The following is a 26,358-nucleotide window of genomic DNA, read 5'->3' on the forward strand; positions in this document are numbered from 1 at the left end:
ATGGCTATTGGTGTATGGATCATCGGCGCCAGAGGCTCGGTCGCCACGACCGTCATGGCCGGAGCGGCGGCCATCAGGTCGGGCCTGCTGCCCGCCGCGGGATGCGTGGCGGAACGGCTGCCGCCGTGCGGCTTACCCGGCATCGCCGACCTCGTGTTCGGCGGCCATGACATCGCCTCCCTCTCCTTACGGAAGCGAGCCGAGCGGCTGAGCGAGGCCGGGGTGATCCCCGCCGCGCTCCCCGCCCTGGTGGCTGCCGACCTGGAGGCGGCCGAGGAGGAGATCCGGCCCGGCCACACGCACGAGGGCGACCAGGCCGACGCCGCCGCCAGGCTGGCTCGCGACATCACCGCCTTCCGCGAGCGCAGGGGCCTGGCGCGCGTCGTGGTGGTGGATCTGTCATCGACCGAGCCGCCCGTGGCGTGGCGGCCCGAGTTCGCCGACCTGGAGGCGCTGGAGGCGGCGCTGGCCACCGGGGCTTCGATACTGCCGGCCAGCTCGCTTTACGCCTACGCGGCCTTCCACGCCGGATGCGGCTATGTGGCGTTCACTCCGTCGGCAGGTCCCGCCCTTCCCGCGCTGGCGCAGCTGGCGACGGCCGAGGGCGTGCCGTACGCGGGACGCGACGGCAAGACGGGCGAGACACTGGTGAAGAGCGCGCTCGCGCCGATGTTCGAGGGGCGAGGGCTGGCCGTGCGCTCGTGGTCGGGCCTGAACCTGCTCGGCGGCGGCGACGGCGCGACCCTGGCCGACCCTGCGGCCAGGCTGAGCAAGCAGACCTCGAAGGACAGGGCGGTCGAGGGCATCCTCGGCGGCCAGGTCGAGGGGCACACGCACATCGACTACGTGGCCGGCCTCGGCGAGTGGAAGACCGCATGGGACCACGTCACCTTCGAGGGGTTCATGGGCGTGCGGATGACCATGCAGTTCACCTGGCAAGGCTGCGACTCCGCGCTGGCCGCGCCCCTGGTGCTCGACCTGGCCAGGCTCGTCGCCCGGGCGCACGAGCGGGGCCGGCGGGGAGCGCTCGGCGAACTCGGCTACTTCTTCAAGGACCCCCTCGGCGACGCCGAGCACGCGCTGCCCGCCCAGGACGCCAGGCTGCGGGCCTTCGCGGAGTCGCTCGCATGAGAGCGCTTCTCGAACTGGTCAGAGCACCCGCCGCGCTATCGGTGCCGGGCGACACGATGGCCGGCGCCGCCGCCGCGGGCTCGCCCGTCCGCGCCGGGACGGCCCTGGCCTCGACACTGCTGTACTGGGCCGGCATGGCGCTCAACGACTGGTCGGACCGCCACCAGGACGCTCTCGACCGGCCCGAACGCCCCGTCCCCTCCGGCCGGATCAGCCCCGCCACGGCGCTCGCCACCGCGGTGGGCTGCACGGGCGCCGGCCTGCTCGCCGCCTTCGTCGCGGACGGCAGGCGAGGGCTCGGGCTGGCCGGCCTGCTCGCGGGCGCGGTATGGGCCTATGACCTGGCGCTCAAGCGCACGGCCGCCGGACCCAGCGCCATGGCCGCCTGCCGGGTGCTCGACGTCATGCTCGGCGCGGGCGGGGCGGCGCGGGCCGTTCCCACCGCGCTCGCCATCGGCGCGCACACCTACGGCATCAGCGTCCTCGGCCGCGCCGAGACGAAGGGCGCCACCGGCGCGACCATCAGGGGCGCGCTGGCCGCCTGCGCCACCGCCGCCGCGCTCGTCGCGTGGACCTGCCCCGGCGCGCCGCTGGCCGGCTACGTCACCACCGCCGGGCGAGCCCTGGCCGGCCTCCGCGCCGACCCCGATCCCGCGCGCGTACGGCAGGCCGTACGGCTGAGCATCGTGGCCCTCATCCCCCTGCAGGCCGCCGCCGTCGCCGGGCACGGCCGCCCCGCCCAGTCCGTGGCGCTCCTGGCCGCCGCGCCCTTCGGCGGCCGGCTGTCGAGACTGGTGGCCACCTCGTGAACTGGTCCTACTGCACCAACGGCTTCCGCGACCACCGGCTGCCCGAGGCGCTGGCCGTCCTGGCCGACCTCGGCTACACCGGAGCCGCGATCACGCCCGACCACGGCCACCTCGACCCGTACGCTCCCGGCCTCGCCCGTGAGGTGGCGGCCACCGCCAAGCTGCTCGGCGAGCTCGGCATGACAGCGGTCGTGGAGACGGGCGGCCGCTACACGCTCGACCCGTGGCGCAAGCACCACCCGACGCTGCTCGGCGAGGACGGCCGGCGCAGGGCCGACTACCTGCGCCGGGCCATGCGGATCGCCGCCGACCTCGGCGCGCCCGTCGTGCACCTGTGGAGTGGGGCCAGACCGGACGGCGTCCCCGAGGAGGAGGCGTGGGCCAGGCTGACCGGATGGTGCGAGCGGCTGCTCGACGACGCCGACGAGCTTGCCGTCACGCTCGCCTTCGAGCCGGAGCCCGGGATGCTGGTCGCCGACCTGGCGGGCTACGAACGGCTGCGTGACCTGCTCGGCGGCCACCCCCGCTTCGGGCTCACGCTGGACGTCGGGCACTGCAGGTGCGTCGAACCGCAGAACGTGCCGGACTGCGTCCAGCGGGCGCTTCCGCACCTGGCGCACGTGCAGATCGAGGACATGCGCAGGGGAGTCCACGAGCACCTGGAGTTCGGGGCGGGCGAGATCAGCTTCCCGCCTGTCATCGCCGCGCTCGCGGGTTACCGCGGTCAGGTGGCGGTCGAGCTGGCCAGGCACGGCCACGCCGCCCCCGATGTCGCCCGCCGGTCGATCGACTTCCTGAGGAGGGCACATGGGCGACTGGACGGCTGAGGCCGTACGGCAGGTGAAGGCCGACCGGGAGGCGGTGCACCGCCTGTTCCCGGTGGCAGCTCGCAGGGGCGGCCCCTCCGCCAGAGCCGCCCTGCTACGGCAGGTGGACGCGGCGACGGTCGTGGCGCTGTACCGGAACGGCGACGCCGGCGAGCGCCTGGCCGTTCTGGACGCGCTGGACCGGCTCGACCTCGGTGACGCGGCGCTGCCGCTGGTGGAGGACGCGCTGCGCACCAACGACGCCAGGCTCGTCGCCGCCGCTCTCGGCCCGTACGGCGCGCGCGTGCTCGACGAGCACTCCTACCGCCAGGGCGTGCTGAAGTGCGTGTTCATGGCGATCCCGCTCGACCGGATCGCCGGGCTCGACGAGCGCTTCGACCCCGAGCTGGCTCGGATGCTGACCGCCTACGCCGACGAACGCAGAGCCGCCGGTCGGACCGTGCCCTCCGACGTGCTGGAGAGGATCTGATGCGCATCTTCGACCCCCACATTCACATGACCTCCAGGACCACCGACGACTACGAGCGGATGCACGGGGCGGGGGTGCGCGCGGTCGTCGAACCGGCTTTCTGGCTGGGCCAGCCGCGCACCAACGTGGGCAGTTTCCTCGACTACTTCGACGCGCTGCTGGGCTGGGAGCCGTACCGGGCGGCGCAACACGGCATCCGCCACCTGTGCGCGCTGGCGCTCAACCCCAAGGAGGCCAACGACCCGCGCTGCATGGGCGTGCTCGACGAGCTGCCCCGCTACCTGCTGAAGGAAGCGGTCGTGGCGGTCGGCGAGGTCGGCTACGACTCGATGACGCCCGCGGAGGACAGAGCGTTCGAGGCGCAGCTCGCCATGGCCGCGGAGCACGACCTGCCCGTCCTGGTGCACACTCCGCACCGGGACAAGGCGGCGGGCACCCGGCGCACGCTGGACGTCGTCAAGGGCCTGCCGCCCGAACGCGTGCTGGTCGACCACCTCAACGAGGTGACGGTGGGCATGGTCGCCGACTCCGGCTGCTGGATGGGCTTCTCGATCTACCCCGACACCAAGATGGACCCTGACCGGATGGTGGCGATCCTCCGGGAGTACGGCACCGAGCGGATGCTGGTGAACTCGGCGGCCGACTGGGGCAGGAGCGATCCGCTGCGCACCAGGGCCGTCGGCGAGGCGATGCTCGCCGCCGGTTTCACCGCTGACGACGTCGACAGGGTGCTGTGGCGCAATCCGTCCGCCTTCTACGGCGTCGATCCCGCGGCGCCCATCACGGGCGACGACTACGCGGGCAACACCATCAAGCGGGGTGGCTGATGCGCCTGCTACATCCCGGCGGCTCCATCGTCCACCTGGCCTACTGCACGAACGTCCACCCCGCCGAGGACCTGCCGGGCATCCACGACCAGCTGTCCGGCTCCTGCGCCCGCGTCCGCGCGCTGCTCGGTGTGCCGCTGCTCGGCGTGGGGCTGTGGCTTTCCGCCGGAGCCGCCCGCGCCCTGCTGGCCGACCGCCGCGAGCTGGTACGGCTGCGCGCCACGCTCGACGCCAACGGCCTGGAGGTCGTCACGCTGAACGGCTTCCCCTACGGCGGCTTCCAGCGGGAGGTGGTGAAACACCGCGTCTACTCCCCCGACTGGTCCTCGCCCGAGCGGCTGTCCTACACCCTCGACCTGGCCGCGATCCTCGCCGCCCTGTTACCGGACGACGTGGCCGAGGGCTCGATCTCGACGCTGCCGCTGGCCTGGCGGACCCAGGGCGCGCCGACCGCCCTGCTGGGGAGCCTGGTCGAGGGGCTGCGCGAGGTGGGCGAGCGGACGGGCAAGACCATCAGGGTCGCCTTCGAGCCGGAACCCGGTTGCGTCATCGAGACCACCGCCCAGGCCGCCGAGCTGCTGCCGCGCGACGACCTCCTCGGCGTCTGCCTGGACGCCTGCCACCTCGCCGTCGGATTCGAGGGGCTCGACTTCGGCGACCTGCCGATCGTGAAGCTGCAGGCGTCGTGCGCGCTGGAGACGCCGCCGGGGGCGCAGCGGGCGCTCGAGAGGTTCCACGAGGCGCGGTTCCTGCACCAGACCAGGTGCGCCTCCGGCTACGCCGACGATCTGGACGAGGCGCTGGCGCGCCTGCCGTACGAGGAGAGGTGGCGGACCCATTTCCACATGCCCCTGCACGCCGCCCCTCCGCCGCCGCTGACCACCACCGCCGGGTATCTCGGCGAGCTGCTGCGTGCGGTGCTGGCCGCGCCGCTCACCAGGCACATCGAGGTCGAGACCTACACCTGGACAGTGCTACCCGATCAGGACGTGCTCGGCGGCATCGCCGCCGAGCTCGCCTGGATGCGGCGCGAGCTGGCCGCCCTCGGACTGAAGGAGCTGTGATGCCGCCGATCGTCGTGATCAACGTGGTCGGGCTGACCCCACGCCTGCTCGCGCACATGCCGCGGGTGGCCAAGGTAGGCGCGGCGGCCGCGCTGCGTCCCGTGCTGCCCGCCGTCACCTGCTCCATGCAGGCCACCCTGCTCACCGGCGCGCCGCCGCGCGAGCATGGGATCGTCGGCAACGGCTGGTACTTCAGGGACCTGGGCGAGATCTTCCTGTGGCGGCAGCACAACGCGCTCATCCAGGGCGGCCAGCTCTGGGACTCGGTGCCCGGCCTGCGCACCGCCAACGTCTGCTGGTGGTACGCCATGGGGGCGGCCGCCGACCTGCTCGTCACCCCCCGCCCGATCTACCACGCCGACGGGCGCAAGTCGCCGGACTGCTACACGCGGCCGCCCTCCCTCCACGACGAGCTGCCGCCATTCCCGCTGTTCAGCTACTGGGGGCCGGGCGCGGGCATCGCCTCGACCGAGTGGATCGTCGACGCCTCCGTCCACATCCTGCGCGCCCACCGGCCCGATCTGCTGCTGGTCTATGTCCCGCACCTCGACTACGACCTGCAGCGGTACGGTCCCGACGGGCCTGAGGCGGTCGCCGCGGCACGCGCGGTCGAGGCCGCCCTCGCTCCCCTGCTGGCCGAGGACGCCACGTTCGTCGTGCTGTCGGAGTACGGCATCACGCCCGCGTCCAGGCCGGTCGACATCAACCGGGCGCTGCGCGCGGCCGGGTTGCTCGAGGTGTACACGCAAGCGGGGATGGAGTACCTCGACCCGTGGACTTCGCGGGCGTTCGCCGTCGCCGACCACCAGCTCGCCCACGTCTACGTGCGCGAGCCCGCCGATCTGCCGCGGGTGCGGTCGGTCGTGTCCGAGCTGCCCGGCGTCGACGAGGTGCTGGACGAGGCGGGCAAGGCCGTCCACGGTCTCGACCACGAGCGCTCGGGCGAGCTGGTCGCGGTCGCCGAGCCTGACGCGTGGTTCACGTACTACTACTGGCTGGACGACGCGCGCCCCGGACTTCGCCCGGCTGGTCGACATCCACCGCAAGCCCGGCTACGACCCGGCCGAGCTGTTCATGGATCCCGCCGACCCGTTCGTCAAGGTCCGCGCGGGCCTGGCGGTGGCCCGCAAGAAGCTCGGCCTGCGCTACACGATGTCGGTGGTGCCGCTGGACCCCTCGCCCGTGCGGGGGAGCCACGGCCGGCTGCCCGACAGCGCCGACGACGGGCCCGTCCTGCTCGGCCCCTTCGACGGTGACGCCTACCCCGCCACGGCGGTGAAGGGGTTGCTCGAAGGGCTCATCTCCATCCGCCACCCCGGCGGAGGTCGACGGTCTTGAGGCGCCTGTTCGCGAACCTTTGGCTTCTTGATCGCATCAAAGATGATGTTGCGCATTCACTGATCAAGAAAGCGGTAATCCCCCATGATCAAGCTCACCCTCGCCGGCGTCGCCGGTGCCGTGCTCGTCTTCGGCGCCACCGCCACCGCCCCCGCCTTCGCGGCCGCCCCGCGCGAGATCCCCAAGGGCTTTCTGAAGTACGAGCACAAGAAGGCCCAGCACGAGCACATGGGCTGGGAGGTCACCGACAAGGCCCAGCCCCTCGCCCTGCTGACCGACTGCCCGTCGAAGCGGCCGAGCGTACGGAAGGCCGAGGACTCCCGTACGGTCAACGCCAGCGGCGACAGCGACTACCGCTTTGCCGAGCAGGTGGTCATCATGCCCAGCCCCGCGGGGGCGCAGCAGGTCATGAAGCGGTTGGTGACCGGGGCCGCGTCGTGCGCCACGAAGAAGCTGGCCACCAAGACCACGTCGGCCGCGAAGCTGGGTGATGAGGCCTTCACCTTCAGTGCCCAGAACGTCTCGAAGCAGAGCCTCGGTGGCGCCGAGCGTGCCGTGGTGGTCAGGAAGGGCAGCGCCGTGCTGGTGTACAGCGAGTTCACGGCGTACGGCAAGATCGGCAAGCATGACTTCACGACGCTGCTGGCCGACGCCCGGGCGATGGCTCCCCGGTTGTGCCAGGCCGCCGGGGAGTGCTGAGACGGCGTCCAGCAGATCGACCGGCGGGGGCCTCGCTGAGGCGTCTGACGACGTACCGCTTGATCTTCGCCGCGTGGCGAACCGCTCTGGCTCCTGCCGGGACAGCGCGATCACCATGGCGTCGTCGGCCGTACGCAGGCCCTTGTACGGTCACCGGGCGACCGAGCCCCGGCCGCTATTTCGTGATCTGGTTACGTTTCGGTGGCTTTGTCAGAGCTGGAACGCACGATTTGAGACCTCGCTGCCAGTCCGGACGTTCCCGGGCTGTGGTGGTCGGCCACGATTCAGGGAGCACCTGGGTGACAAGTCGTGGACGCAACCGACCCCGGGTGTCGGCTCCCACCGCCACCCCCACTGCTCAATTCCCAGCAAACACCGGGATTGCAGACATTGATCGCTAGCATGTCCGGATGCTGAGCATCGAAGCGCCCGAGCGGACCCGGCAGCGCCTGGCATGGCTCGACGCCCTGCGCGGCATCGCCGCTCTTGTCGTGGTCTTCGAGCACGCGCTCAAGCCGCTGCTGCCTGAGGCCAGGGTGCCGGTCAAAGCGCTCTTCGAGCCCGGCTGGTACGGCGTGATCGTGTTCTTCCTGGTCAGCGGCTACATCGTCCCCGCCTCGCTGGAGCGGCGAGGCAGCGTGCGGGCCTTCTGGATCTCTCGCCTGTTCCGGCTGTATCCACTGTTCGGTGTATGTGTGGCCGGCATGGCGCTGCTGGTGGCCGTGGGCTGGGACGGCCTGCACATCTGGTGGAGCGACCGACCGGCCTCCATGGTGCTGGGTCATCTGACGATGCTGCAGAACCTGCTGTACGTGCCGAACCTGGTCAACGTGCTGTGGACGCTGTCGTATGAGATGGCCTTCTACCTGCTGCTGACCGCGATGTTCACGCTCGGCGTGCACCGCAGGAGCGTCACGGGCGCACTGGGCTTCGCTGTGGTGGCCGTGCTGGGCGCGGCCGCGTTGCCTGCCAAGCTGCTGTCGGTCGGCGGCTCTGGCCGGATGCTGACGGTCGTTCTGGTGGTGACCGCGCTGGTGGCGGGCGGCCTGACCGCCGTGCTGAAGGGCTCAGCCTCGGTACGGCGCGCGGGTGCGATCGTCCTCGGAGTGACCGTGCTCGGCCTCCTGGCGGTCAATCAGAGCTATCCGGACCCATGGCAAGGGCTGCTGATCCTGGCCACCATGTTCGCGGGCACGGCGCTGTATCGGGCCGAGCAGGGCGAGATCTCCTGGACGGCGGCGGGATGGGTGGCGCTGGTGCCGCTGGCCTGGACGGGTCTGACGTGGGGAGAGCTCGGCCTGCAGACGGCTATGGCCGCCGCCTGGCTCACCTTCGCCGTGGGGATGAGGCTGCGGCACAGGCAGGTGCCGCGGCCTCTGGCGTGGCTGGGGCTGGTCAGTTACTCGATCTACCTGCTCCATCCCCTGCTGCTGGAAAGTGTGGAGCGGTTCTTGCCCGAACCGCTGGTCGTGACGCTGGGCCTGCGGCTGGCCGTGCTGGCGTGCGTGGTGGGGGTGCTGCTGGCACTCAGCGCGCTGACCTGGCGCTTGGTGGAAGCTCCGGCCCAGCGGCTGGGCAAACGCCTCGCCTCCGCCTCCCCACGACCCGGAAGAGCCCGCTGACGGGCGGCGATGTCAATCTTCAGGCGGGCCTCGGCCCGGGTCTTGAAGCGGTGCCGGTGCACGTACTCGACCTTCAGCGTGCTGTTGAACGACTCAGCGGCGGCGTTGTCGAGCGCGCAGCCGACCCGGCCCATCGACTGCACCACCCCGTGCTTGCGGCATTCGGCCCGGTAGCGGGCGGCGGTATCCCCGAGGCGATCGACTGGATGACGAGCATGCCCAGTGGCCAGCGGTTTCTCGCACAGCCCATGCTTGCCCGCCGTGGGAGCGACGCCACACCGTCGACGTTGCCTACTGATCAGCGTGGGCGGCTGAGGGCGGCCTCGGCCAGATCCGTCCATTTCTCGGCCGAGGAGTGGGGCACGACCACCCAGTCCTTTATCGCCCTGCCCTGCCCCGAAGGGTCGAACAGGGACGCCCCGGCCAGCTGGAGCGCGGCTGTGTGTTCGGGGGTGTCCCTGACCAGCCGGAACACCATCGCGCCGTCGCGCTGCAGGCTCGCGAACACCTTCCCCGCCTGATCTTTGAGCGCGGGACTCCCCATCATCCTGGAGATCCGTACACCCAGGTCGGCCAGCTCGGCGCCGACCTGCTTGAAATCCTCTTCCGCGCTCATCGTCAGTCGGTCCCAAACTTCATGGCGGCGTGGTCGAGCAGCTCGTCGTGGTCGGGGCTCTTCCCGCGTGACGCGATCGCCTCGGCCCCGCCTTCCGGCAGCAAGGCGATCAGGCTAGTCGTCCTGGCGGCACCGATCAAGGCCGGATGCGGGGTGTAGCCGTATCGACGCCGCGCGTAAGGATGGACTACGGGCCACCTGATCACCGGCTTGTTACGCGACGTCAGGAGTGAGCGCCGCCGCCCCCTGGACCATCGGCGGCTTGAGGAAGCTGGTGGCCCAGGCGGCCGGGATGGCGATCACGGCGATGATCAGGCCGGCGATCAACGGGGCCGAGGCGCTGAAGTTGTCGATCGCCACGCCACCGGCGACCGAGCCGAACGCGATCCCCACGTTGACCGCGGAACCGGGCAGCGAGGACGCCAGCGCGCCGCCGGGGCCGGCCAGGCTCACCACGCGGAACTGGAGCGAGGGCACCATGCCGCCGACGAACAGGCCCCAGGCCAACAGTGCCGGCGCCACCAGCAACGCGATCGCGCCGACGAGGTAGAGCGCCAGCAGGCAGACCGCTGTGCCGCAGGTCGCCACGATGAGGGTGCGCGCGGCGTTCTTGTCGGCGAACCGGCCGCCGCCGAACGCGCCCACCGCATTGGCCAGGCCGTAGGCGAGCAGGAACACGCTGATCAGCGCGCCGGAGGTGCCCGTGACGCCTTCCAGGAACGGCACGATGTACGTCAGCGCCGAATACACCGCCGCGAAAACCAGGAAGTTCAGGGCCAGCACGGCGAGCACCCGCGGGGCGAAGGCGTACCTGGCCTGGCCGGCGACGCCGCTGCCGGTGCGGGGCACGGCCGGAACCAGCGCCACCATGGCGATCAACGCGACCACGCTGAGCATGATGATCCCGGTGAACGAGCCGCGCCAGCCCAGTGTCTGCCCGACCAGCGTGCCCAGCGGCACGCCCAGTGCGGCCGACACCGCGATACCGGAGATGATCACGGAGATCGCCCGGCCCGCGCGCTCCGGCGGGACGAACGACATGCCCGTTACGAACCCGACGGCGATGAACAACCCCTGGATCGCGCCGGCCAGGATGCGCGCCACGACGAACAGGCCGTAGTCGGGGACCAGCACCGGGACCAGGTTGGCCAGGGCGAACAGGATGAGCGTGCCGATCAGAACGGCCCGCTTGCTCAGCTTGATCGTCAGTGCGGTCAGGATCGGACCGCCGATCGCGATCCCCAGCGCATAGGCGGTCACCAGCGTGCCAGCCGCAGCAATGGAGACCTGAAGGTCGGCGGCGATCAGATTCAGCACGCCGACCACGAGCAGTTCGGCGCAGCCCAGTACGAACACCCCGAAGAACAGCGTGGCCAGGGCGAGGTTCGTCCTGCCCCGGCTCAGCGCCACCTGCTGGGTACTCATCCGCACCTTCCTTTTCTCGTGTTGGGTGAGTCGTCGCAGCAATACCCCGGGGCAGGCCGGCTTGCGGCGCGCGCCGCGCCGGGTCGTCGGTGGCTTCCGGTGAAGCACTCTATATAACTCGCCGTAGTCGTAATATCACGCTATGGAATGGGTACTTCCACGAAGGATGGCACTCCACACCAGATGAGAGCTCGATGATCGTCAATCCCTACGCCGCGGCGCCTTTCAGCTACGTCTCCGTGCCGGGCGCCACTCCGTACTCGATCGTCGAGCTGATGCCCGGCGCCCGGAATCTGATGCACCACGCCCAGGTGGCGTCAGGGGAACGGGTCCTCCTGCTGGTCGAGCACACGGCCGACCCCGTCGTCGTTCAGGCTGTCGCCGCGGCGGCGGCCTACCGCGACGCCGATGTGCACGTGTTGTCCGTGGCGCCGTTCAGCCCCGGGGGGTGGGACAAGGAGGTGACTCACCGGATCGAGACGGCCGCGGTCCGGGAGGCCGACGTCGTGATCAGCGCCACGTGGTGGGCCGAGGTGCACAGCGCTCCCCTCTTCTTCGATCAGATCAGAGCCCTGCCCCTCCGCTTCGCCTCGCTGCACATGGCCGCCACGGCCGGCGCCATGCTCACCGGCGCCAGGTTCCCCAACGAGGTCTTCTACGCCATCCAGCATCGGGCTCTGGCCCGACTCGATGCGGCCCAGAGCATCCGCGTGACCTCCACGCTGGGGACCGACCTGACCCTGTCACGGCTCGCCTTCACCCCCGACGAGGGCCCTCTGGGGCCCGGCGACTGGCAGCCCTTCCCTTACGGCGGCGCCAACTTCCATCCGGCCAGCACCGAAGGCGTCCTCGTCATCGAGGACTCGACCTTCACGGGGATGCCGGAACAACCTCTGCGCATCACGTTCGAGGGGAACCTGGTGCGTACGATCGAGGGCGGGATCGCCGCCGAGCAGATCCGCCGCGCCGCGCCAGGCGGCTACTACCTCCGGCACGCCCTGATCGGGCTCAACCCCAAGACGCGGCTCGCCGGTGGCACCCAGTTCGAGCGTGAGAAGCACGCCGGAGCCTTCTACTGCGGCCTCGATGCCCTCTACGACGGCGCCCCGGTCACCACCAGGCCCGGCTTCGCGCACTGCGACTGCCAGATCGACCGGCCCACTATCCATGTCGACGGCGAGCTGTTCGTCGACGAGGGCCGCCTGCTGCTCCTCGGCGACCCGGAGATCCGGGAGGTCGCCGCCCGATTCGGCCCGCCCGATGTGGTCCTCGACGACAACCCGCTCGTGGTCCTTCCCCGCCGCTACACCGGGGGAACGGCGACCCGCTGAACCACGAACCGCGCGAAGAGCGCTGCGGCCTGGAAATGGCGACCGATGTGGGGGCATCCTTGACCCCTTTTCATCCTCCGGCGGCGGGTGCGGATCACAGCATGATCGCGGGCCCGCTGTTCGCCCCGCGTGAGCAACCTTGTGGGTCGTGTGGCGCCCGGCGCCCCGCACGTACCCCGTCCGCCGCGCCGGGAGGACTTCCTCGGCGGCGGTCTGCAGGGCCGCGGACTCGGCCACGATCTCCCAGCTCGACGCCAGCAGGCGGGTCATGGCGTCGCGGGCGAACGTTGCAGGCCCGCAGCGCGTCCATGAGCGCGGCTTCGAAGCTTGGACACCCACCCGTACGACTGACGTGTGGCGGAGGGCATGGTCGCCGGTGCGCCTGATTGCAGATCGTCAGACATCAGCGGGACTGCACTTCGCAACTCCACGCGCACAACCGGTGCGACCCCCTCGCGATGCGGGGGATGCCGGTGTAATGTTCAAATTTAGGTCGACTAGTCCTCGGGGGAGGAATCATGGCTAGGACGCCTCGGTATCAGCCTGGCTACACGCAAAACCACTGGTGGCGGCGCCGCCGCTGGTGGGGCGGCGGCTGCCGCCGCCGTCGCTGGTGGGGCGGCTGGGGCGGCGGCTGGTGGTGGTAAACCAGCCCTGCCAGAAGCTGGCGGCACAGCCGCCAACCGTTGATTGATCACCTTCGGCCCGAACTTGCGCCGACGAGTTCCGTTCATCCACCCGCAAGTTCGGGCCGGATCAGACTTCATCGTCCGCAGGATGGCCGTCTCGGGCTTGTCGTCGAGCGCGGCCGGCATTCTTCTCCAAACTCGGCCCACTCCACTGCGCACGTTGTCTCACAGTGCTGACCGCTCCGGCGCGCCGCGACGGCACGAAGAGTCGAGGGCCTGGAATCTGCCCCGAACGAGCCGTTCAACCACTCGGTGAGCCATTCGGCAAGGGTCATGTTCTGCGCCACCAATGACGTGCGGTCCACGCTCTTGACCGCATCTGAGCTGAGATAGGGACCCATCGGATCCCACAGCCACATCGGCCCGGCCGGATCACGGCAGTCCACCAGCGACCATATCGCTGACCCCCAGTCGCAGAGCCACACCAGACCGGAAGGGACGAAGGGGTCGGGACCCGCGTTCCATGCCGCGTGGCATTCGACGACGTCAGCCGGCTGAGCAGTGCCCGTGACCGGCACACCGAGGATGCCGCCTCCAGGCCCCAGCCCTCCGTTGGCAACCTCCAGGTACACCCGGCGAAGCAGTGGCGGCAAGCGAAGACCCATTGCCCGTTCCGCCTCGTCGACTGCCGCTGGAGACGCGGTCGCAGTCGTGCCGGGCAGCCTGGACATCGCCCCAATGATCTCGTCGTCGGTCAGCGGGTCCGGCGGGTCGTACTCCAATTCCCCGGGGCGCACATCGAACGCCGCCCGCCGCTCGGACACGGCCACCAAGCCGCCGGTTTCGAAGGCCTTTTCCAGATTCCCGTCGAGGGACTCCGTGAGCCATTCGGCCAGGACCATGTTCTGGGGGCTCAGCGGAGATTCCTCGGCCAGGTCGGAATCATCGATGTTCGGATCCCACACCCATACGGGTCCGGCCGGATCACGGAACTCCACCACCGACCAGATCCCGTCGCCCCAGTCGAAAAGCCATAACATTCCAGGCCATTCGTCCCGCGTGCTTTCATATATCTCGAGAATGTCGGCCACGTCGGAATGGTGCTCGTGTTCGCTGCAGGCTACCCCGAGAATTCCGTCCCGCGGGCCGAAACCCCCATTGGCCACTTCAAGGTAAAGCCGGCGGAGCAATGGTGGGAGCGGGTGGCCGATCACCTCCTCCACTTGGGCGACCGCTTCCGGCGATGCGGGAGCCGAAGAATTCGAAAGCGCACGAAAAGCCTGGACGATCTCATTCTCTGTCATGGTCATCATTCTTGGATAGGCCGGTCGACGGAGTCAGGGAAGCGTCCAGGCCGTGGGGCTCCACGGCCCGGTTTTGGGCGCTCGGCCCTCCGCGACCTTCCCTGAGCATTCCGGCGACACAAGCCTTCCAGGTCATCATCGTCGCGACCATATTCATCCCTCGGTTACCGAAAAGACCTCTGGCAGCCTTGAGGAACTGCGAGTCGATGACCTTTCCGCCGATCATTTCCGTTCGTTCCGGCGAGGACATTCTTCTGAGGGTCGCCGATGAACCTGTTCAGCCGGTCCGCGCAAATCCTGCCGCATATCCGGACGGTTGAGAAGGCGCTCTTGACGGTGGCTATCCAGCCTCCCAGGTCCCTGATCTGCGCTTTGACGTCGGCCCGGCTCGGCGTGACCGTTCACATACCCTCGATGCGCTCGGCCCGCCTTGTATACCTGAACGCCCAGCGTGGCCAGTTGCTTCTTGAGCTCGACAGGCAGGCCTCCCTGGCTGGTGAACGCGACGATTCTCGGGACGGGGCCGTATTTCGTCTCCACGACGACTTCGGCCAGGACGACGGTGAGCCTCGAGCACTGAGCGCGCCGACCCACGGGGCGATCACCCAAGCCCGACAGCGCCTGGGAACCGAGGCGGTCAAAGAGGTGTTCCAGCAGATCGCCTGGCCCGCGGCAACCGAGTGGGGCGCCTGGCTGAACCGCCGGCGGGTGATGGCGATCGACGGGTTCGTCGTGGACCTGCCCGACACCGAGGCCAACGGCGCCGAGTTCGGCCGCGACAGCGCGGGCGGTTACGAGACCGCCTTCCCCCAGGCCCGGGTGGTCGCCATCAGCGAGTGCGCCAGCCACGCCATCGTGGCCGCCGACGTGGCGGGTTGCTGGGCCGGCGAGCGCGCTGGTCGCCGCCGGTCATCAGCTCGCGAACCACACCTACACCCGCTCCACCGTGGCCGAGGAGGTCGAGCGCACCGACAGAGCCATCCGTGCGGCCGGCCAGCAAGGCGACATCCCGTTCCGTCCGCCGACCGGTAGGGAATTGCTGATCCTGCCGCTGTACCTGGCCCACAACCAGCGGCACACGGTCATGTGGAGCCGGACTCGGGCACGACCCCCACCGCCGCCGAGATCGTCACGGCAGTGCGCGAGCAGACCAGGCCAGGGTCGATCATCTTGCTCCATCCGTGGTACGCCAGCGGGACGAACACAGTCCTGGTCACCGGCCTCCGCGACCAGGGCTACCGATTCGTCACAGTTTCCGAACTGCTCGCTCTGCAGGGGCGTTGACGCGAGTTGCTCGAACTGCCGCCGCACCTGTCAGTGAGGGTCGGCGGAATCATGACCCCGCACTTCGGCGTAGAGGCCTCTCGGTCAGCCGCCGGGTTGGGCGGCTCGCGACCGCGAAGCCGCCGCCGGTCGCCCTCAGGGTGCTGTCGGTCAGTACTTCTTGATGGCGTAGTCGTGGCCGGTGGCCCTCTGGTGAGTGGCCGGGCAGTGAGCCTTCGAGTACGAGCCGACATAAACCCAGGGGCCTCGAGCCTTGGTGGTGACCCGTCCGTTGGTGCATGTCGCGATGGCCTGAACATATCCGCCCCCGCCCGTGCACTTGGCCCAGGTGTAGTAGTACTTTCCGGCGGAGGGGTAGCCGTATCCGCTTGTGCATCCGGACGGGAGGGGCTCGGCGTTCGCGACCCCGGGAGTGAGAGAGACAACCGCAGCGGCGGCGATCATCGTGAGTGTCATGATCTTCATGAGGCGACATCCTAGGCGCGATCACCGCAAAGAATGACGAAATCCCCCAAACCATGGCCTGCTCTGCGCGGCCGTGCTGCACATGGCACGCACCTCCAAGCCCCTGGGCAAGCATGTCACGTGGACGGCCGTCGACATGGCGCCCGGCTCGCCGGTCACCGAGAAGCACGTCGACGACGGCCTGACCGTGGCCCAACTGCGCGAGGCGGCCGTCACCATGAGCGACGGCACCAACCCGATGGCCTGTAGCCGTGAGATGAGCTGGGTGACATCGTTGCGGTTGCCGCCGGTCAGGTGCCGTGGCGACGAGGTACGGCAGAGCCGCGATGTCCTCCCTGGTGACGGCATAGGAGTCGTCCATATCGACCGAGTAAGCGGCCATCGGACCAGGACTGGCCATCGGAAGTGCGGGCTCGCTGCAGGGGCGGGGCGCCGAGGCGCCTCACCGGCCCTCGTGATCCTTGGCGCGGAAGGTGTGGCGGTAGGCCATGGGCGAGACGCCGATCGCGGCGGCCAGGTGCTGGCGCAGCGAGGCGCCGCTGCCCAGGCCCGCTTCGGCCGCGACGCGGTCCACGGGCAGATCCGTGGTCTCCAGCAGCCGCCTCGCGTGCTGGAGGCGTTGCTGGGTGAGCCACTGGAGCGGGGTCATGCCCCCGGGCCAGCACCAGGGACAGTTCCTCGGGCAGCCAGTCCCTGTCACGGTCGGGGCCGCACGTGAACGGCGGGATCACCAGCGTGTCGGCGGTCTCCACGACCTCGCCGCCGTGCTGGACGGCGAGCGCGAAGTCGACGTTCGTCAGGACGGGGCCACCGTCCAGGCTGCAGGTGATGACCTCGTACAGCGGCTCGCCCTGCGCCCCCACCGCGGTCCCGAAGATCCGGACCGGGATGCTCAGCTCGAAGGGGTAGACGCCATCGAGGGCCAGGACGACGACACGATGCATGGCCAGATCCTTCCATACATTGGCTATCTGGCCACTCGTGGCGTCCCTGGGCCATTGGGCACGCTTGTCCCGTCAGCGAGATCAGACAGTGAAGGAACGGACATGATGCGCGCTATCGGTCAGGACTCTTTTGGCGGGCCCGAGGTGCTGAAGGTGATCGATGTGGAGCGGCCGGTGCCTGGACCCGCCGAGGTACTGGTCAGGGTGCGTGCTGCCGCGGTCAACCCGACCGACGTCTGGCACCGGGCCACTGGTGGTCTCGCCGGCGGCGAGGCGCCGGTCAGGCTGGGCTGGGACGTGTCCGGCGTCGTGGAGGCCGTCGGGCCGGGCGTGACCACCCTTGAGCCAGGTGAGGAGGTGTTCGGCCTGCCGCGCCATCCGCTGCCGGCCGGAACGTACGCGGAGTACGTCACTTCGCCCGCGCGGCGCCCACGTCATCGGCACCGCGCGCTCGCTCAAGCACGACTTCGTGCGGGAGCTGGGCGCCGACGAGGTCATCGACTACACCCAGGTCGACTTCACCGCCGCGGCCGGCGACATCGACGTGGTGATCGACACCATCGGTGGCGAGTACGGGCCGCGCTCGCTGCGGACGCTGCGCCCGGGCGGCATCGTCGTGTCGCTCGCCTCGCCGGCCGAGGGCTACCTGGCGGCGGAGGCGCGCCCGCTGGGGCTACGCGCCGCCTTCATGATCGTCGAAGCGGACCAGGCGGGCATGCGGGAGATCGCCTCGCTGGCCGCCTCCGGCCGCCTGCGCCCGCGAATCGAGGCGACGCTGCCCCTGGAGCGGGCAGGCAAGGCCCACGAGCTCGCCGAGAGCGGGCGCACCAGAGGCAAGATCGTCCTGATCGTCGGCTGACGGACCGCGCGCGGTGGGCGCCAGGAGCCAGGACGCTGACGAAGGCTAGATCCAGCCCCGTTCCTTGGCGCGGGCGCCGATCTGGAACCTGTTGGCGGCGCCCAGCCTGGCCATCAGGTCCGCGACGTGGCCGCGGAAGGTGCGCACGGACACGCCCATCGCCCGCGCCGCCACCTCGTCCTTGCCCAGCCGATCGAGCAGGTCGAGCACCTGCTTCTCGACGGGGCTGGGGTCGGCCGCGTCGGGTTCGAGGTCGGTCGCCCTGCTCCAGGCCTGCTCGAAGAGCCCGATCAGCGTCACGACGATGCCGGGCTGCCTGATCGCCAGAGCGCCGGCGGCCGGATTGCCCGGCTCGATCGGCACGAACGCCGTCTCGCGGTCGATGATGAGCAGGCGCTGGATCGGCTCGTCGATCACCCGGTGGCGGTCCCCGGCCCGGTGGATCTCATGGAAGTAGGCGGCCACCGCCGGATCGTCCAGCGTGCTGCGGTGCACGATGGACCGGTGGCGGACGCCTGCCTTGAGCTCGGCCAGGGCCCGTTCCCTGACCCGAGGATCCACCTGCGACCTGTAGGGATGCATCGTCGACGTCGGCGGTATTGGAGCCCTGATGGCGCAGGAAGTAGCGGTAGACCTGCTCTTCGCGCGGAGAGATCCCGAGGGCCGCCAAGCTCATGCGGAAAATCTAGCGATCTCTGCATGTTGCTGCGAGAACACCCGAAAAGCATGCAACAACCTGAAAGCCGGTCATCTTGGCAGCCTTTGTCCCGCTGCGCCAGGGTGACCATCGTCGCCGCGCGCCCGTCATCGCCGTCGAACCCGCGCCCGGGAACCGTTCCCGAGGCCGGGCCCCTCCTGACCGATGACCTGGCCGCCCGACGCCCACAGCATCCGCCGGCCGGCGCGATGAACATCCATATTGATCAAGGAGAACGACCATGACCTCACGTGATCTGACGCTCGTCCTGGGTGGCACGGGCAAGACCGGACGGCGGGTGCTGGAGGGACTGACCCGGCGCGGGGTGCCGGTGCGTGCGGGCACGCGCGGCGGCGACAGACCCTTCGACTGGCAGGACCCGGCCACCTGGGAGCCGGCGCTGCAGGACGTCCGCGCCGTCTACGTCTCCTACTACCCGGACCTGGCGGCGCCCGGCGCGCCCGAGGCGGTCGGCGCCTTCAGCAGGCTCGCGGTGGACGGCGGGGCCAGGCGCCTGGTGCTGCTGTCCGGCCGGGGCGAGGAGGAGGCCCAGGACAGCGAGAAGCTGCTGCAGGATTCCGGCGCCGGCTGGACGATCCTGCGCGCGGCCTGGTTCAACCAGAACTTCAGCGAGAGCTACCTGCTGGACCCGGTGGTGGACGGAGAGGTGGTCCTGCCGGCCGGCGAGGTGCCCGAGCCGTTCGTCGACGCCGACGACATCGCCGACGTCGCCGTCGCGGCGCTCACCGACGCCCGCCACATCGGCGAGATCTACGAGCTGACCGGGCCCAGGCTGCTCACCTTCGCCGACGCCGTGGCCGACATCTCCGCCGCCACCGGCCGCCGGATCGGCTACCAGCAGGTGGCCGCCGACGACTACGCCGCCGCGCTGGCCGGCGCGGGGGTGCCCGAGGACGTCATCGGCCTGCTGCTGTACCTGTTCACCACGGTGCTGGACGGCCGCAACGCCCACCTGGGCGACGGCGTGCAGCGCGCTCTGGGCCGCTCGCCCCGCGACTTCGCCGACTTCGCCCGCCGTACGGCCGCCACCGGCCTCTGGAACCAGCGCTGACCACCACGGCCTCGCCGGTCGCCCGACCCGCGAGGCCGTCGCCATCCTGGCGTGGATAGTGGAACGCCGCCGATGTCGCCGGCAACCTGCTGCTGCGGGTGGGTCAGTGCTCCCAGGCGGCGGCGCCGCGCAGGAGGTGATGGTCCGACATGCCCGGGGTGCAGGCCGCCGCGTCACCGCGGACGCTGGTGAACCAGTAGTAGCTCAGGAAGATGTAGTCGATCTTTCCGGGTTCGCCGACCTTGGGCGAGCATCCTTTCTCGGCGGTTGCCTCACCGCTTCGGCAGCGGTCCTGGTCCTGGCCGCACTCGGTCCCGGTGAAGTAGTCCTTGTCGTTCTCGTCGACCTCCTGGAAGACGCCGTGACCGCCCGTGTGGTCGTAGAGCGGGTCGAGGATGTCGTCCTTGGGCTTGACGTTGAAGTCTCCGGCCAGCACCACCGGGTCGCCCTGACCGGCGAAGCCCTCGGTGAGGAGTGCGACGCGCTCGACCTGGATCTTGGCCGTCGCCGTGTGGTAGTCGATGTGCGTGTTGCAGGCACGGACCATACGGCCGGTGACCGACGCCCGGGCGCACAGCATGATCCGGTTCTCGACCGAGTTGTTCGGGTCGACCTCCGGAAGCGGATGGACGGTGCGGGAGCCGTTGTTGATCGTCCCGACACCTCCCTTCGCGAAGATCACCAGGCCGAAGCGGTGATCCGTACCCCATCGCGAGCATCCGGCGGTCGACGGCCCTGCCGGCAGGGCCGCTGCCCAGACGGAGTCGTACGCGGGTCCGTCGGAACGGTTCCGGAGGCGGTCACGCAGGAGCGTCCACTGGTTGTAGCAGACCTCCTGGAGCATCACGAGGTCGGCGTCCCAGTGGTCCATGGCCTTGACGACCTGGTCACGCCACGCGGTCGTGGAGTTCCCGTAGATGCCGGCGCACTGGCTCGCAGCGCCACAGACGTTGTAGGAGATGAACCTCGGCCGCGGCCAGTTGTCGGCATCGGGAGTGTCCGCGTCCAGCGCTCGCTCGGCAACGTCATCCTGGTCAGGCCCTAAAGGGAGCACGTCAGGTCGCCCGAGGGCCAGCGCCTCTCAGGCGACCTGACCTGTAGTGATAGTTCGGTACGGCAGGGCCGCACGCTCCGCCGAATCACTCTCGTCTTCACCAGCCAGGAGTGGCACGGGTCTCGTCAAAGGTGCTGTCCGGGTGGCGGATGTGGTTGGCGCGTCTGGCACACGGCGCGAGGCTGCCGGAAACGTCACGACAGCCGTGCAGATCGAACCCGCCTATCCGGTCACGTGAGCCCGCATGCGGTCAGGAAGCTCGCTTCGCTGTACGGCTCTTGTTGCCATTCGGCGCACAAAGGCGTCCACCGCCCGACAGTATGACGTGGAGCCTTCCGGTACAGACCGGATCCTCGCTCGCGCACCATCGGCAACGTCCGTAAATGATCGGGAGACTTCATGCGCGCGCTTCCTTCCATCGTGGCGGCGGCCCTTACCTTCCTCCTCACCTGTACGGTCGCCCCCTGGCCGGCTGCCGCCTCCACCGCGACCCTGCCGGGCGGCAAGGCCACCTACGTCGTCTCGCAAGGACACCTGAAAGCCGCATCCAGCCGGAACTGGGTACGACTCGGCAGCTACCGATTCGCCGCCGACGGCACGGTGACCGCGGCCCTGTATCTGTGGTGGCAACGCCATCCCGAGGCCAGGCAGCGCACCGGCACCATCCCCGACTCAGGCTGCACCACCAAGGCAGGCGGTTCGCAATCGCGCCCCCGTACCTGCGAGGTGCTCACCGCCGGGGGCTTCACCGGCGCCCCCGATGAGAACCGCACCGGGACATACACCGTGTCAGGCAACGTGGTGAGCATTCGGTGGAAGATCGCCCAGACGTGGACCGAGCAGTGGTACGTGCGGCCCTCCCCCGACGGCAAGCTCGCTCGTCTGGACCTCAAGGACAGCACCCTGGCCACCCACGGTTACGGATACGGCAGCAACGCGGCGCTCGGCACCAGGCGCGCGATGAGTTCGGTGAAGGCGTTCTCCGGTGCGCTCAGGCAGGATCTGACGAGCTGGGCGGGCGGCAAGATCGTCAACTCCAGCGGGCAGAGGTTCGCCCATTCCTCCTTCCGCACCTGCGCCGACACCACCTGGTGCCTGACCTACTTGCAGCCGTCGTCCAGGGGCGCCTGCCAGAAGTCGGGCGGCTGCCCCAAGTACGGGGGCGGGACGCGCGCGAACGTGAGCTCCATCCAGTACTACCTCACGAAGATCTCCAATTCCGATCGCCGCGACACGTTGTGGCACTGGTGCACCTGTCTGGCGATGGAGCGCGGCGAGTTCTGTTACACCGGCAACTCCCACGTCAAACCGCTCATGCAGATCATCGACGACAAGGGCGCCTTCCGCGGGTGGGTCGGCGTCGAAGCCTCCTTCTCACCCGGTTCCAGGGCCGCGGACATGATGGCGGTGTTCCGCATCACCGACTTCCGCTGACCAGCCGTCCTGACAGAGCACCGCCTGACTGACCTGATCGTGGCTCCTGCTGATCTCCGGCAGCCGCGCGAAGACGCTCCCTCGCTTGCGCAGGTACTTGCCGAAGACGTCCTCGGCTCGGGCGACGCTGGCGGCCGCTAGCGGCAGCGTCCTGAGTGCCCCCATCATGGCCCGGTAGACGCTCGCCACACTGCCGGCCCGAGGGTCGGCCTCCAGGTGCTCGCGCCAGGCGTCGGCGTAGCGGCTCAGCTCGTCGCCTCACATTCCGGTGGGCTGCGTCGTCGGACTACTGAAACCGGCGCACTGGAACGAAGAAACGGAGAATGCGATGACTTCGAATGATGCCGAGGTTAGGGCTCTCTTGGAGAGCCGAGTCGATGCCAGCCAGGCGAAGGACATCGATCGACTCATGTCACATTATTCTTCCGACATCGTCTATTACGATGTCGTCCCCCCTCTCCAGTTCGCGGGAACCGATGAAGTCCGCCGCAACTTCGTGCGGTGGTTCGATGAATACGACGGCCCCATCGGCCTGGAAACGCACGACCTGACCATAGCGACGAGTGAAGACGTCGCGTTCGCGCACATGCTCCACCTGAACTCCGGCACGCGCAAGAACGGGCCCAAGAGTGCGATATGGGTACGGTCAACCGTTTGTTGCCGACGGTCAAGCGGCACGTGGTTGATCACGCACGAGCACATCTCAGTGCCGATCAACCCGCAGAACCTTCAAGCCTGGTTTCCGCCGGGGATGTGAGCCGGCCTGATCGATGGTGATCCTCCGCGGCCAGGGAGCCGAGGTAGAGCTCGGCCACCTTGGGATCGTGCATGAGATCGGCTCCCGTCCCGGTGTAGGCGTTGCGCCCCTGGTCCAGCACGTACCCGCGGTCGCAGATCTCCAGGCAGCGGCGGGCGTTCTGCTCCACGATGACCACCGCCACGCCGGCGCGCTTGATCCGATGCACGTTGAGGAACACCTCGTCCGTTCGATGCGGTGACAGCCCGGCCGACGGCTCGTCCAGCAGCAGCACCGATGGCTCGGCCATCAGCGCCCTGGCCATGGCGACCGTCTGCCGCTCGCCGCCCGACAGCCCGCCCTCCCTGCGCCTGAGCAGGCGCTCCAGGCCGGGGAAGATCTCGGCGACCGCCCCGAAACGCGCGGCGAACGCCTTGGGCCGCTGAAAGGTGCCCAGCTCCAGGTTCTCCTGCACGGTCAGGTCGGTGAAGACGTTGGCACTCTGCGGGACGAAGCCGACGCCGCGCCCGACCAGCCGGTCGGGACGCATCCCGGTGATGTCCTCGCCGTCCAGGGTGATCGTCCCCGAGCGTACGGTGACCATGCCGAAGATGGCTTTGAGCAGGGTGGACTTGCCCGCGCCGTTCGGCCCGATGATGCCGACCACCTCGCCGGCCGCGGCGACCAGGTCGCAGCCGTTGAGGATGTCGACGTTGGGCAGGTATCCGGCCACGAGCCGGGAGACCTCGACGCTCACCGCTCCTCCTCGATCAGCTCGCGCAGGCTGGTGCCGTGGTGGGCGCCCAGGTAGGCGTCGACCACGGCGGGGCTGGCCAGCACCTCGCCAGGGGTGCCCTCGGCGATGACTCGGCCCTCCGCCATGACGATCACGTGGTCGGCCACGAAGCGGACCATGTGCATGTCGTGCTCGATGAACAGCACCGTCATACCCTGCGCCTTCAGCTCCAGGATGTGGTGCAGCAGCTCCTGCGTCAGGGCCGGGTTGACGCCGGCCATCGGCTCGTCCAGCATCACCAGCTCCGGCTCGTTCATCAGCGCGCGGGCCATCTCCAGCAGCTTGCGCTGCCCGCCGGACAGCGAAGCGGCGTAGTCGTGCGCCTTGGCGTCGAGCTTGAAGCGGGCCAGCAGCTCCATCGCCCGCGCGGCGTCGCGCTCGCGCTGGGCCTTCCAGGTGAAGGGCAGCAGCGCGGCGCTCAGCCGTTCACCGCCCTGGCGCCTGGAGCCCAGCATCATGTTCTGCAGCACGGTCAGCTTGCCCAGCACCCGGGTCAGCTGGAAGGTGCGCACCATGCCCATCCTGGCCACGCGGTACGGCGGCAGGCCGGACAGCCGCCGGCCGTTGAAGGTCCACACGCCTCGATGCGGCCGGTCGAAGCCGGTCAGCAGGTTGAACAGGGTCGTCTTGCCCGCGCCGTTGGGCCCGATGAGGGCGGTGATGGCGCCTCGGGGCACCTCCACGTGCTCGACGTCCACGGCCGTGACACCGGCGAAGTGCCGGTGCACGCCGTCGGCCACGAGGATCGCGTCACCTGGCATCGAAGGACACCTCCACTCTGTTGCCGAGGATGCCCTGCGGGCGGAAGACCACCAGCAGCACCAGGGCCACACCGACCAGGAAGAAGCGCACCATGCTGCCCTGGGTGACGTCTCGGAACAGGCCAGCGGCCACGCCCAGGCCGACCAGCTCGTCGGTCAGGCGCATGACCACCCAGAAGACCATGGAGCCGAGGATCGGCCCCAGCACGGTGGCCGCGCCGCCGAGGATGAGCATCGTGTACATGTTGAAGGTCATCCGGCCGGCGAAGTCGAAGGGCTGCACCGAGGTGGGCTGCACGTACAGGATCCCGGCCAGCGCGCCGGCGCAGCCGCCCAGCACCAGGGCCTGCAGCTTGTACAGGGCGACGTTCTTGCCGAGGCTGAGCATGGCCTGCTCGTCCTCGCGGATGCCCTTGAGCACCAGCCCCCAGGGGCTGCGCACCAGGGCGAAGACGCCGGAAGCGACGAGCGCGACGACGGCCCAGTCCACGGTGGCGATCCACAGGTCCACCGAGGTGAAGGTCCATGGACCCAGGTGGATCAGGCCGGATGGGTAGGGGTTGGCGTCCTTGAGCCAGCCCGAGTACCTGTTGTACAGGCCGTTGGCGCCCCCGGTGACCGAGGCGAACGCGCTGGAGTTGAGCGCGAAGCGGATGATCTCGGCCGCGGCGATGGTCACGATGGCCAGGTAGTCGGCGCGCAGCCGGAGCGTCGGCAGGCCCAGCAGCAGCGCGCAACCCGTCGCCAGCAGCAGCGTCAGCGCGATGGCAAGAGGCGCCGGCAGCTCGAGCACCACGACCGACAGCGCGAAGCCGTACCCGCCGATGGCCACGAAGCCCGCCTGGCCGAAGTTGACCAGCCCGGTGAAGCCGAAGTGGATGTTGAGGCCGATCGCGGCCAGCGCGTAGGCGGCCGTGGTCGGGGTGATGAGCTCGCGAAGCGAGTTGAGAAGGACGTTCACCCGACGCGCTCCCGTCGCCCGAAGATTCCTTGCGGCCGCACCAGCAGCACCACGATGAGGATGGCCAGGCCGCCGGTGTACTTCATGTCCGTGGGGATCCACAGCACCAGCAACTCGGTGCACAGGCCGACGACCAGCGCGCCGGCCAGGGCGCCGCTGACGACCCACACCAGCCGGGTCACCGAGCCGACGTCGATGCCGGTGACGGCGGCGAGCGGGCTGTTGTCAGAGATCGCGCGTACGGCCTTGCCGAGCCGGCCGCGCTTGAGCCACAGCCCCACGGCCACCAGCACCGCGACGCTGATGGCCATGCTCGCGTAGTTGGTGGCCGGCATGGTCACCGGGCCGAGGGTGACGACACCCCAGTCCTCGCGCGAGATCGCCTGGGCGGCGTTGCCGTAGAAGAACTGGATCGCGCTGCGCAGGGCCAGTCCCACACCGATGCTGGCGATCATCAGCGTGACCAGCGAGACGCCCCGGCGGCGCAGCGGCCGCCACAGCGCCAGGTCCTGGGCGTAGCCGAACGCGGCGCCGGCCACGGTGGCCAGCACCATCGCCGCCAGTAGCGGCAGGCCGAGCACCGAGGCGAACAGGAAGCCGATCACGCCGCCGAAGGTGACGTTCTCGCCGTGCGCGAAGTTGGTGAAGCGGGCCACGCCGAACACCAGCGACAGCCCGATCGCCGCGATGGCGATCAGCAGGCCCAGGTTGAGCCCGGCGGCGGCGCGCTGCGCGAGCTGGGTGCCCAGCGTGTCGCGGCCGGCCTGGTCGGTGACGTCCTGGTCGGTGGAGAGGACGATGTTCTGGATCTTCAGCGTGGTCGGGTCGTCGCGCAGCTCTCGCGTCACCTCCAGATCTCCGGCCGAGATCCGGTAGCTGCCCGGGCCTGGCACCGCGATGGGTCCCCAACGGCCGGCGTCGTCGGTGACGTCGCCGCCGAGGACGGTGCCGCCGGTGCTGATCTGTACGGTCACCCCGGCGACCGGCTTTCGCGTGCCGTCGCGCAGCAGGCCCCGAAAGCCCCACTCATCGGACGCGGTGGCCAAGGCGGGCACGGCCGTGGCGAGGATGGCCACCACCACGGCCACCACCACGACCGGCAGCAGTCTGTACGGTCTCACGTGTCCCGGGCCTACTTCTTGACCGCGTACGTGCCGTCGTCGCCGTAGACCATGAGCTGGTAGCTGGTCTCGGTGATGTCGTT

Annotated in this window: 27 protein-coding genes and 4 pseudogenes; 17 read left to right on the plus strand and 14 right to left on the minus strand. The window is 69.6% G+C overall.

Features of this window, described 5'->3' with window-relative positions; translation table 11 throughout:
- From ACFXJ8_RS15200 to ACFXJ8_RS15240, 9 genes and pseudogenes are all read left to right on the plus strand, one after another.
- Positions 1-1,131 carry an inositol-3-phosphate synthase gene (locus tag ACFXJ8_RS15200; RefSeq protein ID WP_379644490.1) on the plus strand — a complete coding sequence of 377 codons (1,131 nt, stop codon included), beginning with the start codon at positions 1-3 and terminating at the stop codon, positions 1,129-1,131.
- Positions 1,128-1,940 carry an SCO3242 family prenyltransferase gene (locus tag ACFXJ8_RS15205; RefSeq protein ID WP_379644491.1) on the plus strand — a complete coding sequence of 271 codons (813 nt, stop codon included), beginning with the start codon at positions 1,128-1,130 and terminating at the stop codon, positions 1,938-1,940. The genes ACFXJ8_RS15200 and ACFXJ8_RS15205 overlap by 4 nt, the downstream gene beginning before the upstream one ends.
- Positions 1,937-2,767, plus strand: coding sequence for a sugar phosphate isomerase/epimerase family protein (locus ACFXJ8_RS15210; protein ID WP_379644492.1), 831 nt, complete (start codon positions 1,937-1,939; stop codon positions 2,765-2,767). Before ACFXJ8_RS15205 ends, ACFXJ8_RS15210 begins: the two co-directional genes overlap by 4 nt.
- The gene (locus ACFXJ8_RS15215; protein WP_379644493.1) at positions 2,748-3,236 is read left to right on the plus strand and encodes an EboA domain-containing protein; all 489 of its coding nucleotides are present in this window, start codon (positions 2,748-2,750) and stop codon (positions 3,234-3,236) included. Before ACFXJ8_RS15210 ends, ACFXJ8_RS15215 begins: the two co-directional genes overlap by 20 nt.
- Positions 3,236-4,063, plus strand: a complete 828-nt coding sequence (locus tag ACFXJ8_RS15220; RefSeq protein ID WP_379644494.1) for a TatD family hydrolase — start codon at positions 3,236-3,238, stop codon at positions 4,061-4,063. The genes ACFXJ8_RS15215 and ACFXJ8_RS15220 overlap by 1 nt, the downstream gene beginning before the upstream one ends.
- Entirely contained in the window at positions 4,063-5,127 is a 1,065-nt protein-coding gene (gene eboE, locus ACFXJ8_RS15225; RefSeq protein ID WP_379644495.1) for a metabolite traffic protein EboE, read from the plus strand. Before ACFXJ8_RS15220 ends, eboE begins: the two co-directional genes overlap by 1 nt.
- A pseudogene (locus ACFXJ8_RS15230) lies at positions 5,127-6,465 on the plus strand (alkaline phosphatase family protein). Before eboE ends, ACFXJ8_RS15230 begins: the two are co-directional and overlap by 1 nt.
- Positions 6,466-6,549: 84 nt before the next feature.
- Positions 6,550-7,164, plus strand: coding sequence for a hypothetical protein (locus ACFXJ8_RS15235; RefSeq protein WP_379644496.1), 615 nt, complete (start codon positions 6,550-6,552; stop codon positions 7,162-7,164).
- A gap of 410 nt (positions 7,165-7,574) precedes the next feature.
- Positions 7,575-8,786: an acyltransferase family protein gene (locus tag ACFXJ8_RS15240; RefSeq protein ID WP_379644497.1), complete on the plus strand. Its 1,212-nt coding sequence runs from the start codon at positions 7,575-7,577 to the stop codon at positions 8,784-8,786.
- Positions 8,787-8,806: 20 nt separating this feature from the next.
- Here ACFXJ8_RS15240 and ACFXJ8_RS15245 read toward each other — a convergent pair.
- The 4 genes and pseudogenes from ACFXJ8_RS15245 to ACFXJ8_RS15260 all read right to left on the minus strand — a co-directional run.
- A pseudogene (locus ACFXJ8_RS15245) lies at positions 8,807-9,127 on the minus strand (integrase core domain-containing protein); the annotation flags it as partial.
- Entirely contained in the window at positions 9,085-9,402 is a 318-nt protein-coding gene (locus tag ACFXJ8_RS15250) for a hypothetical protein (RefSeq protein WP_192773063.1), read from the minus strand. The gene ACFXJ8_RS15250 and the pseudogene ACFXJ8_RS15245, both read right to left, overlap by 43 nt.
- 2 nt (positions 9,403-9,404) lie before the next feature.
- Positions 9,405-9,563 (minus strand): annotated as a pseudogene (locus tag ACFXJ8_RS15255) (argininosuccinate synthase); the annotation flags it as partial.
- Positions 9,564-9,615: 52 nt separating this feature from the next.
- The gene (locus tag ACFXJ8_RS15260; RefSeq protein WP_379644498.1) at positions 9,616-10,827 is read right to left on the minus strand and encodes an MFS transporter; all 1,212 of its coding nucleotides are present in this window, start codon (positions 10,825-10,827) and stop codon (positions 9,616-9,618) included.
- A gap of 194 nt (positions 10,828-11,021) precedes the next feature.
- On the opposite strand from ACFXJ8_RS15260, the gene ACFXJ8_RS15265 reads away from it, so the two are divergent.
- Positions 11,022-12,158 (plus strand): hypothetical protein, encoded by a 1,137-nt coding sequence (locus ACFXJ8_RS15265; protein WP_379644499.1) that lies wholly within the window; start codon positions 11,022-11,024, stop codon positions 12,156-12,158.
- A 763-nt stretch (positions 12,159-12,921) separates the two neighbouring features.
- On the opposite strand, the gene ACFXJ8_RS15270 is transcribed toward ACFXJ8_RS15265, so the two are convergent.
- Positions 12,922-14,091 (minus strand): SMI1/KNR4 family protein, encoded by a 1,170-nt coding sequence (locus ACFXJ8_RS15270; protein ID WP_379644500.1) that lies wholly within the window; start codon positions 14,089-14,091, stop codon positions 12,922-12,924.
- Positions 14,092-14,358: 267 nt separating this feature from the next.
- Between ACFXJ8_RS15270 and ACFXJ8_RS15275 the strand changes: the two genes are divergently transcribed.
- The gene (locus ACFXJ8_RS15275; protein WP_379644501.1) at positions 14,359-15,123 is read left to right on the plus strand and encodes a hypothetical protein; all 765 of its coding nucleotides are present in this window, start codon (positions 14,359-14,361) and stop codon (positions 15,121-15,123) included.
- Between the two features lie 50 nt (positions 15,124-15,173).
- Here ACFXJ8_RS15275 and ACFXJ8_RS15280 read toward each other — a convergent pair whose 3' ends face one another.
- The 3 genes from ACFXJ8_RS15280 to ACFXJ8_RS15290 form a co-directional block, all read right to left on the minus strand.
- Positions 15,174-15,308 (minus strand): hypothetical protein, encoded by a 135-nt coding sequence (locus ACFXJ8_RS15280; protein ID WP_379644502.1) that lies wholly within the window; start codon positions 15,306-15,308, stop codon positions 15,174-15,176.
- A 217-nt stretch (positions 15,309-15,525) separates the two neighbouring features.
- Positions 15,526-15,840 carry a hypothetical protein gene (locus tag ACFXJ8_RS15285; RefSeq protein ID WP_379644503.1) on the minus strand — a complete coding sequence of 105 codons (315 nt, stop codon included), beginning with the start codon at positions 15,838-15,840 and terminating at the stop codon, positions 15,526-15,528.
- Between the two features lie 442 nt (positions 15,841-16,282).
- Entirely contained in the window at positions 16,283-16,489 is a 207-nt protein-coding gene (locus tag ACFXJ8_RS15290) for a helix-turn-helix domain-containing protein (protein WP_379644504.1), read from the minus strand.
- A 65-nt stretch (positions 16,490-16,554) separates the two neighbouring features.
- On the opposite strand from ACFXJ8_RS15290, the gene ACFXJ8_RS15295 reads away from it, so the two are divergent.
- From ACFXJ8_RS15295 to ACFXJ8_RS15305, 3 genes and pseudogenes are all read left to right on the plus strand, one after another.
- Positions 16,555-16,749 carry a hypothetical protein gene (locus ACFXJ8_RS15295; RefSeq protein ID WP_379644505.1) on the plus strand — a complete coding sequence of 65 codons (195 nt, stop codon included), beginning with the start codon at positions 16,555-16,557 and terminating at the stop codon, positions 16,747-16,749.
- A gap of 140 nt (positions 16,750-16,889) precedes the next feature.
- Positions 16,890-17,150: pseudogene (locus ACFXJ8_RS15300) on the plus strand (alcohol dehydrogenase catalytic domain-containing protein); the annotation flags it as partial.
- 103 nt (positions 17,151-17,253) lie between these two features.
- Positions 17,254-17,643, plus strand: coding sequence for a zinc-binding dehydrogenase (locus tag ACFXJ8_RS15305; RefSeq protein WP_379644635.1), 390 nt, complete (start codon positions 17,254-17,256; stop codon positions 17,641-17,643).
- A 45-nt stretch (positions 17,644-17,688) separates the two neighbouring features.
- On the opposite strand, the gene ACFXJ8_RS15310 is transcribed toward ACFXJ8_RS15305, so the two are convergent.
- Positions 17,689-18,204 (minus strand): hypothetical protein, encoded by a 516-nt coding sequence (locus ACFXJ8_RS15310; protein WP_379644506.1) that lies wholly within the window; start codon positions 18,202-18,204, stop codon positions 17,689-17,691.
- A gap of 377 nt (positions 18,205-18,581) precedes the next feature.
- Here ACFXJ8_RS15310 and ACFXJ8_RS15315 point away from each other — a divergent pair, with 377 nt between their 5' ends.
- A complete protein-coding gene (locus ACFXJ8_RS15315) occupies positions 18,582-19,412 on the plus strand; it encodes an NAD(P)H-binding protein (RefSeq protein WP_379644507.1) in 831 nt (276 codons plus the stop codon).
- 103 nt (positions 19,413-19,515) lie between these two features.
- On the opposite strand, the gene ACFXJ8_RS15320 is transcribed toward ACFXJ8_RS15315, so the two are convergent.
- On the minus strand, positions 19,516-20,466 hold the full coding sequence (locus ACFXJ8_RS15320; protein WP_379644508.1) for an endonuclease/exonuclease/phosphatase family protein: 951 nt from the start codon (positions 20,464-20,466) through the stop codon (positions 19,516-19,518).
- A gap of 399 nt (positions 20,467-20,865) precedes the next feature.
- Here ACFXJ8_RS15320 and ACFXJ8_RS15325 point away from each other — a divergent pair, with 399 nt between their 5' ends.
- Complete coding sequence (locus ACFXJ8_RS15325; protein ID WP_379644509.1) at positions 20,866-21,900, plus strand: hypothetical protein; 1,035 nt, start codon at positions 20,866-20,868, stop codon at positions 21,898-21,900.
- Positions 21,901-22,228: 328 nt separating this feature from the next.
- Positions 22,229-22,657 (plus strand): YybH family protein, encoded by a 429-nt coding sequence (locus tag ACFXJ8_RS15330; protein ID WP_379644510.1) that lies wholly within the window; start codon positions 22,229-22,231, stop codon positions 22,655-22,657.
- Here the strand turns inward: ACFXJ8_RS15330 and ACFXJ8_RS15335 are convergent.
- The 4 genes from ACFXJ8_RS15335 to ACFXJ8_RS15350 are packed head-to-tail and all read right to left on the minus strand — an operon-like array spanning position 22,614 to position 26,275.
- Complete coding sequence (locus tag ACFXJ8_RS15335; protein ID WP_379644511.1) at positions 22,614-23,393, minus strand: ABC transporter ATP-binding protein; 780 nt, start codon at positions 23,391-23,393, stop codon at positions 22,614-22,616. The two genes, ACFXJ8_RS15330 and ACFXJ8_RS15335, sit on opposite strands and share 44 nt — an antisense overlap.
- A complete protein-coding gene (locus ACFXJ8_RS15340) occupies positions 23,390-24,193 on the minus strand; it encodes an ABC transporter ATP-binding protein (RefSeq protein WP_379644512.1) in 804 nt (267 codons plus the stop codon). The genes ACFXJ8_RS15335 and ACFXJ8_RS15340 overlap by 4 nt, the downstream gene beginning before the upstream one ends.
- Complete coding sequence (locus ACFXJ8_RS15345) at positions 24,183-25,154, minus strand: branched-chain amino acid ABC transporter permease (RefSeq protein WP_379644513.1); 972 nt, start codon at positions 25,152-25,154, stop codon at positions 24,183-24,185. The genes ACFXJ8_RS15340 and ACFXJ8_RS15345 overlap by 11 nt, the downstream gene beginning before the upstream one ends.
- A complete protein-coding gene (locus ACFXJ8_RS15350) occupies positions 25,151-26,275 on the minus strand; it encodes a branched-chain amino acid ABC transporter permease (RefSeq protein WP_379644514.1) in 1,125 nt (374 codons plus the stop codon). The genes ACFXJ8_RS15345 and ACFXJ8_RS15350 overlap by 4 nt, the downstream gene beginning before the upstream one ends.
- Positions 26,276-26,358: the final 83 nt, after the last annotated feature.

The organism is Nonomuraea sp. NPDC059194 (assembly GCF_042754765.1).
GTDB lineage: Bacteria > Actinomycetota > Actinomycetes > Streptosporangiales > Streptosporangiaceae > Nonomuraea.

Excerpts from the sequence above, each read along its gene's own strand:
- ACFXJ8_RS15265 (WP_379644499.1), top strand. The coding sequence starts at position 11,022 with ATGATCGTCAATCCCTACGCCGCGGCGCCTTTCAGCTACGTCTCCGTG.
- ACFXJ8_RS15325 (WP_379644509.1), top strand. The coding sequence starts at position 20,866 with ATGCGCGCGCTTCCTTCCATCGTGGCGGCGGCCCTTACCTTCCTCCTC.
- ACFXJ8_RS15250 (WP_192773063.1), bottom strand. The coding sequence starts at position 9,402 with ATGAGCGCGGAAGAGGATTTCAAGCAGGTCGGCGCCGAGCTGGCCGAC.
- ACFXJ8_RS15240 (WP_379644497.1), top strand. The coding sequence starts at position 7,575 with ATGCTGAGCATCGAAGCGCCCGAGCGGACCCGGCAGCGCCTGGCATGG.
- ACFXJ8_RS15205 (WP_379644491.1), top strand. The coding sequence starts at position 1,128 with ATGAGAGCGCTTCTCGAACTGGTCAGAGCACCCGCCGCGCTATCGGTG.
- ACFXJ8_RS15260 (WP_379644498.1), bottom strand. The coding sequence starts at position 10,827 with ATGAGTACCCAGCAGGTGGCGCTGAGCCGGGGCAGGACGAACCTCGCC.
- eboE (WP_379644495.1), top strand. The coding sequence starts at position 4,063 with ATGCGCCTGCTACATCCCGGCGGCTCCATCGTCCACCTGGCCTACTGC.
- ACFXJ8_RS15285 (WP_379644503.1), bottom strand. The coding sequence starts at position 15,840 with ATGAAGATCATGACACTCACGATGATCGCCGCCGCTGCGGTTGTCTCT.
- ACFXJ8_RS15200 (WP_379644490.1), top strand. The coding sequence starts at position 1 with ATGGCTATTGGTGTATGGATCATCGGCGCCAGAGGCTCGGTCGCCACG.
- ACFXJ8_RS15315 (WP_379644507.1), top strand. The coding sequence starts at position 18,582 with ATGACCTCACGTGATCTGACGCTCGTCCTGGGTGGCACGGGCAAGACC.
- ACFXJ8_RS15220 (WP_379644494.1), top strand. The coding sequence starts at position 3,236 with ATGCGCATCTTCGACCCCCACATTCACATGACCTCCAGGACCACCGAC.
- ACFXJ8_RS15330 (WP_379644510.1), top strand. The coding sequence starts at position 22,229 with ATGACTTCGAATGATGCCGAGGTTAGGGCTCTCTTGGAGAGCCGAGTC.
- ACFXJ8_RS15290 (WP_379644504.1), bottom strand. The coding sequence starts at position 16,489 with ATGACCCCGCTCCAGTGGCTCACCCAGCAACGCCTCCAGCACGCGAGG.
- ACFXJ8_RS15215 (WP_379644493.1), top strand. The coding sequence starts at position 2,748 with ATGGGCGACTGGACGGCTGAGGCCGTACGGCAGGTGAAGGCCGACCGG.
- ACFXJ8_RS15270 (WP_379644500.1), bottom strand. The coding sequence starts at position 14,091 with ATGACAGAGAATGAGATCGTCCAGGCTTTTCGTGCGCTTTCGAATTCT.
- ACFXJ8_RS15235 (WP_379644496.1), top strand. The coding sequence starts at position 6,550 with ATGATCAAGCTCACCCTCGCCGGCGTCGCCGGTGCCGTGCTCGTCTTC.
- ACFXJ8_RS15340 (WP_379644512.1), bottom strand. The coding sequence starts at position 24,193 with ATGCCAGGTGACGCGATCCTCGTGGCCGACGGCGTGCACCGGCACTTC.
- ACFXJ8_RS15275 (WP_379644501.1), top strand. The coding sequence starts at position 14,359 with ATGAACCTGTTCAGCCGGTCCGCGCAAATCCTGCCGCATATCCGGACG.